Origin of the sequence: Micromonospora orduensis, from assembly GCF_006228125.1 — a bacterium.
Lineage (GTDB): Bacteria > Actinomycetota > Actinomycetes > Mycobacteriales > Micromonosporaceae > Micromonospora > Micromonospora orduensis.
On the sequence record NZ_VDFY01000298.1, the window covers coordinates 1 to 10,772 of the forward strand.

Here is a 10,772-nt window from a genome sequence, read left to right on the forward strand (position 1 = left end):
CCCCCGGCCCGTCCGGCGTACGACGGGGTGAGCCGGAGGGCGGCGGGGCGGCACCGCGCGGGCCGGCGGGCTCCGCCGCAGCGCCCTCGGGGCCGATTTCCGTACGCTGCTGCTTGGCCGAGCGCAGGTCGTCGATCCAGCCGAACTCCTCACCCGACACCGGCTCCTCCGGCTCGGCCTCGGCTCGGCCTCGACCCCAGCGGCGGCCCTTCGGACGGGTATCGCGCCGCTCGTCCGGGCTCTCGTCCGGGCGGTCCCCACCACGCGATTTCACTATTGACCCTCTCCTGCGGCGTTCGTGCCGCTGTCCTGCATCGTTCCGGGACCGCCCGGGTCCGTCGTCGGTCGACCGTTCTCGCCAGCAGGCGCTGGCGCGGTCTGCTCCGTTACGCGCTGCCCGGCGTTCGGGGTCTCCGGACGGGTCGCCGGGGCGGGCAGCCCGCGCACGATACGGCGCAGCAGCGGCAGCCGGGTGGCCACCGACCGCTCCGCCCCGTGCGGGCTCGGCCGGTAGTAGTCGGTGCCCACGAGGTCGTCGGGAACGTACTGCTGGGTGACCACACCGCGCTGGTCGTCGTGGGGGTAGCGGTAGCCGGTCCCGTGGCCCAGCCCCCGGGCGCCGGCGTAGTGCGCGTCGCGCAGACCGCGGGGCACCGGACCACCTAGACCGGCCCGTACGTCGGCGATCGCGGCGCCGATGGCGGTGGTGGCCGAGTTCGACTTGGGCGCGGTGGCCAGGTGGATCACCGCCTGGGCCAGGTTGAGCTGCGCCTCGGGCAACCCCACGTACTCGACCGCGTGCGCGGCGGCGGTGGCCACGCTCAACGCGTCGGGGTCGGCCATGCCGACGTCCTCGCTGGCGAAGATGACCAGTCGGCGGGCGATGAACCGGGCGTCCTCCCCGGCGACAAGCATCCGGGCCAGCCAGTGCACGGCGGCGTCCACGTCCGAGCCGCGCATGCTCTTGATGAACGCGCTGACCACGTCGTAGTGGGCGTCGCCGTCGCGGTCGTAGCGCACCGCGGCCACGTCGACGGCCTGCTCGGCGGTGACGAGGTCGATCCGGCCGGTGCCGAGCGCCGTGGCCGAGGCGGCCGCCGCCTCCAGCGCGGTCAGGGCCTTGCGGACGTCACCGGCGGCGAGCCGGACCAGGTGGTCCTCGGCGTCGGCGGCCAGGGTGAGCGCGCCGCCGAGGCCGCGCTCGTCGGCGACCGCGCGGCGCAGCAGACCCCGTACCGCCTCGTCGTCCAGCGGTTGCAGGGTGAGCAGCACGCACCGGGACAGCAACGGGGAGATGACCGAGAAGTACGGGTTTTCCGTGGTGGCCGCCAACAACGTGACCGTACGGTCCTCGACGGCGGCGAGCAGCGAATCCTGCTGCGTCTTGCTGAACCGGTGAACCTCGTCGATGAACAGCACGGTCTGCGGGCCGCCAGAGCGGCGCTGACGGCGGGCCGTCTCGATGACCGCGCGGACGTCCTTGACCCCGGCGGAGAGCGCCGACATGGCCACGAACCGGCGGTCGGTGGCCGCGGCGACGAGGTGCGCGATGGTGGTCTTGCCGCTGCCCGGAGGTCCCCAGAGGATGACCGACATCGGCGCGCCGCCGGAGACCAGTTGCCGCAGCGGCGCCCCGGGGGCGAGCAGGTGGTCCTGCCCGACCAACTCGTCGAGGGTCGCCGGGCGCATCCGGACGGGCAGGGGCGAATCGTCCGCTACCGGAGTGAACCCGTCGACACCGGCGGGACCGGCGGGCGCGTCACGCGACCCGGCGGGGGCACCGAGGGAGAAGAGGGCGTCGGACTCCATCACGAAGACAGTACCGGGCCGGGCCCGCGACGCCGGAATCGCGCCGCGGGCCCGCCACCGGTGATCGGTTCCGGTCAGCCGCGACCGGGGCGACGGCCCCGGTACCAGCGGCCGCCGCCACCGCCGCGCGGGCCGCTGCCCACGCCGGCCAGGTAGAGCGAGAGCAGGAGCAACCCGATGAGCACGAGCGTGTTCCAGTTGAACAGGTCCGGCGCTCCGAAGTCGGTGTTGAGCAGGTCGAGCAGCAGGGCGAAGCCAAAGACGATGGCCGCGAGAATGGCGAGCATGTCGGTCCTCCGGTGGGGGTTCCCAGTAGGTCGGCGCGTGATGTACCCAATCGGTCGACTCGTCAATCTCCACCGTGGGCCAGGTGCGCGCCGCCGGCCGACGCGGCCGTTCGATCCGCGGCTCCTACCTGTTGGTACGCCTGACCGAAGCCGACCGGTCCGTCATGGAGACGCTGATCGACGAGGCGTTTCCGAGCACCACCTCCCGTCCGGGCGCTCAGCTCGTTCCGTCTCGCGTGAGACGCGGGGACGGCCTCCCGTCGCCGGCAGGCGGCCCTTTCCCTCACCGGTCGGCGGCGGGTACGGGGAGCGTGGTCGGCTCGGCGACGGGCGCGGGTTGGCGGCCTGCCCGCCAGGCGGGCAGGTAGAGCGGGGCGGCGACGGCGAGCACGATCGCGCCGACCACCATCGCGGTGCTGACGCTGGTGGCGGCGGCGATCGCGGTCAGCACCACCCCGCCGAGCGCGCCGGCCGGCTGCGCCATCATCGAGTTCAGCGAGAGCACGCTGGTCCGGTACGGGCCGTCGACCTGCCGGTGCAGCAGCCCACTGTGCAGCGGATTGGACGCGCCGTGCACGGCGTAGCAGGCCAGGTAGGCCACCAGCACGCCGACCGGCCCGGCGAACAGTCCCATCCCGACCACCGTCACTCCCTGTAGGACGCGCAGCAGGGCGGCGCCGGGCGCGGCACCGAACCAGCGCAGCAGCAGCGGGGTCAGGGCGGCGCCGGCGGCCGAGGCGAGCCAGGCGGCCGAGCTGGCCGGTCCGAGCAGCGCGGCGGCGCGTTCCGGGTTGCCGATCACCTCGGCGAGCCGCACCGGCAGCAGCGACTCGAAGGTGACCATGCCGAAGCCCCAGAACAGCTCGACCGCCACCAACGCCAGCAGCACCCGGGAGCGACGCAGCAGCCCGACGGCCTGGCCGATCATCCGGGGTGCCTGGACCACCGAGGCCCGCAGCGCCGCGACCCCGGTGGCCGGCCGCTCCTCGACAAGCAGGACAAGCAACGCGACAAGCGCCACGGCCTGGGCGACGATGGCGACCAGGACGGGCACGGTGAGCGCGCTGACCGGCCCGATCGGGCCGAGCGCCACCAGGCCACCGCTGAGCAACGCTCCGGCGCCGATGGCCGCGCCGATGACGGCGCCGGCGTACCCGAGGCCCTTCTCGTACTCGGCCTGCGGGTCGGCGGCGAGGGTGGCGTCGACGTACCAGGACTCCAACGGGCCGCTGTCCAGCGCCCGGTAGACACCCTGCAGGGCCCAGACGAGGAAGAACAGGGCGAACGAGTCGGCCACCGCGAACAGCGCCAACGAGGCGAGATTGAGCACTCCGGCGGCGAGCAGCACGGGCCGGCGACCGAGGGCGTCGGCGAAGCCGCCGGTGGGCAGTTCCAGCGCCAGGACCAGCAGCCCCTGGGCGGTGCCGACCAGGCCGATCTGCGGCAGCGACAGGCCGCGTTCCTGCATCAGCAGGATCATCACCGGGATCATCAGGCCCGTCGGCAGCCAGCGCAGGCCGTAGAGCGTGAGGTAGCGACCCCGGACCTGGCGTACGGTCAGCGCACTCATCGTGTCTCCCCTGTTCGCGGTTGCGGGACCGGCGCGCTGCTCGCGTTCACCATCGCTCCTCCAGACGCGGGAAGCCGGCCAGGAACACGTGCACGGGCTTGACGTCCGGGGCATCGGCGACGGCGTCGTCGCGGTAGCGCATCAGCACCGCCCACAGGTCGTCGTTGAGCGCAAGCAGTCGGGCCGGGTCGAGTGGCAGCACCAGGTCGCTCATGCCCGCGGCGTCGCGCCAGGCGCGGGACTGAGTGTGCTCGACGGCCATCCACCGCTCGGCCAGCTCGCCCATCAGCCGCACCTGGTTGGTCCGGATCCACTGCACCGCGGCGCGGGCGTCCGGGTCGTCGTCGAAGTCGGTGGGATCGAAGTGACTCATGTCGTGCGCGGCCTGCCACCAGCGCTGCCGACCGGCGCCCCGGTCCGGATCCTCCGCCACCAGCCCCACCTCGGCGAGTTGCCGCAGGTGGTAGCTGGTCGCGCCGGTGTTGGTGCCCAGTTTCTCAGCGAGGGCCGTCGCGGTCGCCGGGCCGTCGATGCGCAGCGACCCGAGCAGCCGCATCCGTAGCGGGTGGGCCAGCACGCGAACCTGCCGCGCGTTCAGATCGACGCGGCTCGGCTCGGTACGGCCGTCGGGTGGAGGGCTCTCCATGACTGCACACTATCTCTGCACACTTATTATGCACAAGAGTTATGCACAAGAAGTGTGCAACGAGCGTGAGGGTGGTCGGGAGTGCTGTTCTCAGTGCGCCAGGAGTTCGCGCACCCCGCGCAGCCGGGTTCGCAGCAGGCCGGCGGCGCGAGAGCTGTCCAGGCGCACGTCCAGCGGTCGGACCACTCCGGTTGCCGCGCTGGTGGCCGTCTTCAAGCCGGCCGCGTCCAGGCCGTCCCGCTCGGCGACCAGCAGACCCAGCTCGGCCCGGCTCACCGCGTCGGGGCCGGCCACGTTCAGCAGCCCGGCATACGAGGAGACGACCAGCTCCAGTACGGCGTCGGCGAGGTCGGTCACGTCGACCGGGCAGCGCAGCTCGTCGGAGAAGAGGACCGCCCGGCCGGCGAGCGCGTCCCGGCAGAGCTGGATCTGTTTGCTGCCCTCCCCCAGGATCAGGGAGGTCCGCACCATTGCCGCGCCGGGGTCGATCGCCCGAACGGCGGTCTCGGCGGCGGCCTTCGCGGCACCGTACGCGTGCACCGGAGTGGGCGGATCGTCGTCGGTGTAGGGCGTGGGACGACCGGCGTGCAGCGCGTCGCTGGACACGTGCACCAGCCGGGCGCCCGTCTCGGCCGCGGCGACCGCCACGTTCGCGGCCCCGTCGGCGGTGACCGCCCAGTCCCCGTACCGGTAGGGGGTCCCCACCACGGCGTCCGGCCGCACCTGCGCGACCAGCGCACGAACGGCGGCCCGGTCGGTCACGTCCAGCCGCCGCGCGTCGACGCCCGGCACTGCGATGTCCCCGGAGTGGAAGGTCCCCACGACCGACGACCCGGCGCCGACGGCGCGCGAACACACCGCACGCCCCAGAAACCCACTACCCCCGACAACAAGCACCCGCATCCCAGTCCACTCCCCCGCCAAACGATCAAGAGGTTTGCGTCATCTCGCGGGACGATGATGACGCAAACCTCTTGATCAACCAAGCAGGGGCCGGGGTGGGCCGGTCAGACCGGGTCGGCCACCGGGGCTGCGGGGCCTGCCGTTCCGGCGTGGGCGGTGGCTGCGGGCTTGGGCTTGGCGTCGATGCCGGCCTCGGCGCGCTGCTGGGCGGTGATCGGCGTCGGCGCGCCGGTCAGCGGGTCGAACCCGCCCCGGGTCTTCGGGAACGCGATCACCTCACGGATGGAGTCCGCGCCGGCCAGCAGCATGCAGACCCGGTCCCAGCCGAAGGCGATGCCGCCATGCGGCGGGGCGCCGTACTTGAACGCCTCCAGCAGGAAGCCGAACTTGTCCTGCGCCTCCTCCGGCGTGATGCCGAGCAGGTCGAAGACCCGCTTCTGCACATCGCCCCGGTGGATACGGATCGACCCGCCGCCGATCTCGTTGCCGTTGCAGACGATGTCGTACGCGTACGCGAGAGCCCGGTCCGGCGCCTCCTCGAACCGGTCCACCCACTCGGCGTTGGGCGAGGTGAACGGGTGGTGCACCGCCGTCCAGCCACCCTCGTCCGTCTTCTCGAACATCGGCGCGTCGACCACCCAGCAGAACGCCCAGGCGCTCTCGTCGATGAGGCCGGCCCGCTTGGCGATCTCGACGCGAGCCGCGCCCAGCAGCTCCTGCGCCTCGCGGGCGTTCGCGCTGGCGGCGAAGAAGACCGCGTCACCGGGCTTGGCGCCGACCGCGTCGGCCAGCCCGCCCAGGTGCTCGGCCGACAGGTTCTTCGCCACCGGGCCGCGCGCCTCGCCGGTCTCGGCGTCCAGCACCACGTACGCCAGGCCCCGCGCGCCGCGCGCCTTGGCCCAGTCCTGCCAGCCGTCCAGCTCCTTGCGGCTCTTCGCCGCGCCGCCGGGCATGACGACCGCGCCGACGTAGCCGCCCGCGTCGATCGCCCCGGCGAACACCCGGAACTCGGTGCCGCGCAGGTACTCGGTCAGCTCGGTCAGCTCCACGCCGTACCGCAGGTCCGGCTTGTCCGAGCCGTACCGGGCCATCGCGTCGTGCCAGGTGATCCGCGGGATCGGGCGGGTGATCTCGTGCCCGGCCAGGTCCTTCCAGAGCGCCGAGACGATCGCCTCGCCGAGGTCGATCACGTCGTCCTCGGTGACGAAGGACATCTCGATGTCGAGCTGGGTGAACTCGGGCTGCCGGTCGGCGCGGAAGTCCTCGTCGCGGTAGCAGCGGGCGATCTGGTAGTACCGCTCCATGCCACCGACCATCAGCAGCTGCTTGAACAGCTGCGGGGACTGCGGCAGCGCGTACCAGCTGCCCGGCTGCAGGCGCACCGGCACCAGGAAGTCCCGGGCGCCCTCGGGCGTCGAACGGGTCAGCGTGGGAGTCTCGATCTCCAGGAAGTCCCGCTCGTGCAGCACACCCCGGGCGAGCTGGCTGGCCCGCGACCGCAACCGCAGCGCGTTCGCCGGGCCACTGCGACGCAGGTCCAGGTAGCGGTACTTGAGCCGGATGTCGTCGCCGGCCTCGACCTGGTCGTCCACCGGCAGCGGCAGCGGGGCCGCCTCGGAGAGTACCTCCAGCTCGGCGGCGGTCACCTCGACCTCACCGGTGGGCAGCTCCGGGTTCTCGTTGCCGTCCGGCCGGCGGGTCACCTCACCGACGACCTTCACGCAGAACTCGTTGCGCAGCGCGTGCGCGTCCTCCTCGCGGAACACCACCTGGACCACGCCGGAACCGTCGCGCAGGTCGACGAAGATGACGCCGCCGTGGTCGCGCCGGCGGGCCACCCACCCGGCGAGCGTCACCGTCGTGCCGGCGTCCGTCGCGCGCAAGCTGCCGGCATCATGGGTACGGATCACGACGTGCGTCTCCTCATCTGCGGTGCGGTCTGCCTCCGCATTGTGTCAGGAGTGCCGGAAACGGTCCGCGCCACCCGGCGACCCGGCCGGTCAATCCGGCGGGTTCGACGGGTGGCGCGGTCAGTCGGCGAGCGTCAGTTCTCGGGAATGTTCCAGGCCGTGACCCGGATGACGGTGGTCCGGTCGTTGTTGATGGTGACGACTTCCAGCAGCACCATCCGCCACCTGTCCCGCTGTTCACGCGCGGCGGCGTAATTGGTCCTGATGCAGAGCCAGGAGCCCTTCCGAAGTGGCACCTCGGCGCCTGCGGCGATCGGAGCAGAGCGGATCGAGTTGTTGCATTCCGCCGGCTTCATTCCGGCCGATGCTGCTTCACTGCCCTCGACACCGGCCGCCAACTCGATGAAGGGGGCACCCGGACAGCCCGCATTGAGGGCCATATCCGTGGTGTTCGATCCCACGTTGGCACGTGGTTCGTCGAGGTCCACCTGCATTTCCTTGAAGCAGTCCGTGGGCTTCAAGGTCAGGCTCTGGTTCTCGTACTTGGGCTCGTAAACGGTCTGCTCGCTGAGCTCCGGCGGTGTTCCCGGTGAACGCGGCGGCTCCTCCGGTGCGACGGTCGTCTGCGGGGAGTCGGTCGTGGTGGCAGGGTCGGAGGGAGCCGGCGCGGGACCGCTGTCGGTCGAACCGACAGGCGCCCGGGCGGACGCGATGTCCCGCGCCGTCTGTGCCTGGTCCAACGCGCGCCAGGAAACGATGGCGGAGCCGAGGGACACCAGCAGCGCCAGGGCAGCCACGGCGATCACCACGAGACCCAGCCGGCCGCGACGTGCGGCAGGTGTCGGGGGCGGTGGACCTGCCGGATCGGGGCCGCCCGAGAACGGGGGCAGCGTGCCGCCGCTCGGTGGCGGTGTGCCGCCGCTCGGCGGCGGTGGTGTGGGAGGAGTGGGGGTGGGGGCGGACTGCTCTGAGCGCGGATCGGGTTGGCTCACCGCTAAAACCTCCCGTATCGGCAGAAGTCAACAAACAGGTGGGAGTTCCGGTCGGGATCGGCACGTTATCAGGAACCCGCCATCGCCCGGGGGAGAGTATTCTTCGCCGACGCGAAGTGACCGGAAGCTGTCAGACATCAGCGGTCCAATCTCTACGTCCGTGGCGGAAAGGTAGATGCCGGATATGCAGGACTCCAGCCAGGGACCGACGCCAATGCCGGCCCGGCGCGGCGCGCAGGTGGCAGTCGCCGTGACGGTGCTCGGGGTGCTCCTCGCGGCAGCCGCCCTGGCGCGGGACGTCTTCGACTGGCGGGTGGGGTCGGGAGCGCCGGCGGCGACCGCGTCGACGGCGGGAGCCGGGCCGGCCAAGCCGTCAGCGGTCAACCCGGACGCGGGCACATCGCCGTCCACCGCCCCCTCGCCGTCCGTCCGACTGGACACCCTGGCCGTCGAGGCCGGGGCTGCCTCTCTCGGGAAGCTTCCGCGCCAACTGGACGGCAGACCCGAGTACGACCGTCCGATCGTCATCGGCTGCCCGACGAATTCCGGCGCGGACAAGCAACGCGATGTCACGTATCGGCTTCAGCGCCGCTATCTCGACCTCACCTCGACCGTACGACCGTTCTTTTCGTCTCCCGACGACCGCGACGGCATCGTTCTCGTCTACGCCCAGGTGGCGATCCGGCAGGCGGACGGAACGATCACCCGGGTGACGCGGGGGCAGCAGTTCGACGCGCGCATGGACAATCCGCAGAAGCTCGCCGCCGACCTCGAAGGGGCCGACGAGCTGACGCTGCGGGTCCAGTGTCAGTACCCGGGTGGTTCGGTCATCCTCACCGACGCCACGGTCAGCGCGGCCTGAGCGTCCGCCGGTCCGGACGGGCGAACCCGGTTCAACCGGCCGTCTCGCCGGTTAACGTGGCGAAATGCGCGCCGTACCGAACTGGGCCGTCGCCACGGCGGCGGCCGCGCCCGTGCTGCTGGTGGGAGGTTGGACGGTTGCGCAGGCGCGCCAACCCGCCGGGTACGACCCGATCCGGGACACCATCAGCGAGCTGGCGGGGCAGGACGCCACCGATGCCTGGATCATGGTCGTGGCCCTGGTGCTGCTCGGCTGCTGCTACGTGTCGGTCGCCGCGGTGCTGCACGCGGCCGACCTGCCCAGCCGGTTCCTGCTCGCGGTCGGTGGGGTGGCCACCATCGCGCTGGTGGCCTTTCCCCGGCCGCCGGTGGGTGGTTCGCTCAGCCATGGCATCGCGGCGACGGTGGCCGTGCTGGCGCTCGCGCTGTGGCCTGCCGGTTCGGCGCTGCGGCTGCCGCGCGGCTCGGACGCCGCGCATCCGGATGCCCCGCAGCCGCCGTGGGCGTTCCGCCGGGGCGTGGGGCTGAGTGCCACGGTGGTGCTGCTCGCCCTGTTCGGCTGGTCGGCGTTCGAGGTGACCAGCGGATCGCGCACGGGGTTGGCCGAGCGGGTGACGGCGGTGACGGTGTCGCTCTGGCCGCTGCTGGCGGTGTTGTCGGCCCGGCGGGCGCACCTGGCGTGGACGACCGGCGCCGCACCCGTCGGTCCGGCCCTGCCTGGTGTCGTACCCCCGGATCCCCTGCGACCGGCGGACGGTCCCGATGGGCTCGTGTGAGGCGGGCCGCGGACACGACACGGGCCGCCGGATCGCTCCGGCGGCCCGCGTGCGGTGGGTCGATCAGAAGACGCTGACGCCGTAGACGTTCAGGGCCTCGGTGACCGGCTGGAAGTAGGTGGTGCCGCCGCTGCTGCAGTTGCCGCTGCCGCCGGAGGTCAGGCCCAGGGCGGTGCTGCCGCTGAACAGCGAGCCGCCGCTGTCGCCCGGCTCGGCGCAGACGTTGGTGCGGATCAGGCCGGAGACCGAGCCCTCGGCGTAGTTCACCGTGGCGTTGGTGGCGTTCACCGAGCCGCTGCGCAGGCCGGTGGTGCTGCCGGAGCGCTGCACCGACTGGCCGACCGACGCGTTGCCGGCGCCGGTGATGTCCCGGTAGCTGCCGTTGTAGAGGTAGACGTTGCCCGCGGCGTTGGCGGAGTTGCTGTGCCGCACGATGCCGTAGTCGTTGCCCGGGAAGCTGGTGCCGGCCCGGGTGCCGAGCAGCGAGGTCTGGCCGGAGTTCGAGTACCAGCTCGACGAGATGTTGGTGCAGTGCCCGGCGGTCACGAAGTAGTAGGTGCTGCCGCTGCGCACGTTGAAGCCGAGCGAGCAGCGCCCGCCGCCGCCGGCGTAGATGGCCTGGCCACCGGAGATCCGGGTGCTCAGCACGCCGGCCTCGGCCTCGATCCGCACCGCGCCGTTGGCCCGCGCGGCGGCGGCCTTGACCCGCTCCAGCTTCGCACCGGTGACGGTGCTGTCGACGGAGACGACGACCTGGTTGGTGACCGGGTCGCTCCACCAGGCGGTGCCCGGGATCTTCGCGGAGCGCTCCAGCTCGGCCGTGGCCCGGTTGAGCTCGGCGGCGCCGCGGGTCACGTACTTGACGGTGGCGCCGGCGTTGCTCGCCTTGCGGGCGGCGGCCGCGTCGGTGACGGTGACGACGGACCGGCCGCTGGCGTCGATGTACGAGCCGGCGGAGCGGTCGCCGAGCTGAGCGGAGAGGGCGGCAGCGGCGTCGGGCGAGGCGGCGGGGGCGGCC

11 protein-coding genes are annotated in these 10,772 nt (G+C 72.4%); 2 read left to right on the forward strand and 9 right to left on the reverse strand.

Going from position 1 to position 10,772, the window contains the following annotated elements; translation table 11 throughout:
- The 8 genes from FHG89_RS31435 to FHG89_RS31470 form a co-directional block, all read right to left on the reverse strand.
- On the reverse strand, window positions 1-274 hold a 274-nt coding region (locus tag FHG89_RS31435), incomplete at its 3' end, for a hypothetical protein (protein WP_208761175.1).
- Entirely contained in the window at window positions 274-1,809 is a 1,536-nt protein-coding gene (locus tag FHG89_RS31440; protein ID WP_139588014.1) for a replication-associated recombination protein A, read from the reverse strand. The genes FHG89_RS31435 and FHG89_RS31440, both read right to left, overlap by 1 nt.
- Before the next feature lie 74 nt (window positions 1,810-1,883).
- Window positions 1,884-2,096, reverse strand: coding sequence for a hypothetical protein (locus tag FHG89_RS31445; RefSeq protein ID WP_007458297.1), 213 nt, complete (start codon window positions 2,094-2,096; stop codon window positions 1,884-1,886).
- 283 nt (window positions 2,097-2,379) lie between these two features.
- Window positions 2,380-3,666 carry an MFS transporter gene (locus FHG89_RS31450; RefSeq protein WP_139588015.1) on the reverse strand — a complete coding sequence of 429 codons (1,287 nt, stop codon included), beginning with the start codon at window positions 3,664-3,666 and terminating at the stop codon, window positions 2,380-2,382.
- A gap of 46 nt (window positions 3,667-3,712) precedes the next feature.
- On the reverse strand, window positions 3,713-4,312 hold the full coding sequence (locus tag FHG89_RS31455; protein WP_139588016.1) for an ArsR/SmtB family transcription factor: 600 nt from the start codon (window positions 4,310-4,312) through the stop codon (window positions 3,713-3,715).
- 90 nt (window positions 4,313-4,402) lie between these two features.
- A complete protein-coding gene (locus tag FHG89_RS31460; protein ID WP_139588017.1) occupies window positions 4,403-5,215 on the reverse strand; it encodes an SDR family oxidoreductase in 813 nt (270 codons plus the stop codon).
- A gap of 104 nt (window positions 5,216-5,319) precedes the next feature.
- Complete coding sequence (gene aspS, locus FHG89_RS31465; RefSeq protein ID WP_139588018.1) at window positions 5,320-7,125, reverse strand: aspartate--tRNA ligase; 1,806 nt, start codon at window positions 7,123-7,125, stop codon at window positions 5,320-5,322.
- Window positions 7,126-7,259: 134 nt separating this feature from the next.
- Window positions 7,260-7,934, reverse strand: coding sequence for a hypothetical protein (locus FHG89_RS31470; RefSeq protein ID WP_139588019.1), 675 nt, complete (start codon window positions 7,932-7,934; stop codon window positions 7,260-7,262).
- 421 nt (window positions 7,935-8,355) lie between these two features.
- On the opposite strand from FHG89_RS31470, the gene FHG89_RS31475 reads away from it, so the two are divergent.
- Together FHG89_RS31475 and FHG89_RS31480 are read left to right on the forward strand one after the other, a co-directional pair.
- The gene (locus FHG89_RS31475) at window positions 8,356-8,979 is read left to right on the forward strand and encodes a hypothetical protein (protein ID WP_167517579.1); all 624 of its coding nucleotides are present in this window, start codon (window positions 8,356-8,358) and stop codon (window positions 8,977-8,979) included.
- A gap of 64 nt (window positions 8,980-9,043) precedes the next feature.
- Window positions 9,044-9,754, forward strand: coding sequence for a DUF998 domain-containing protein (locus FHG89_RS31480; RefSeq protein ID WP_139588021.1), 711 nt, complete (start codon window positions 9,044-9,046; stop codon window positions 9,752-9,754).
- Between the two features lie 63 nt (window positions 9,755-9,817).
- Here the strand turns inward: FHG89_RS31480 and FHG89_RS31485 are convergent.
- On the reverse strand, window positions 9,818-10,772 hold a 955-nt coding region (locus tag FHG89_RS31485; protein ID WP_139588022.1), incomplete at its 5' end, for a S1 family peptidase.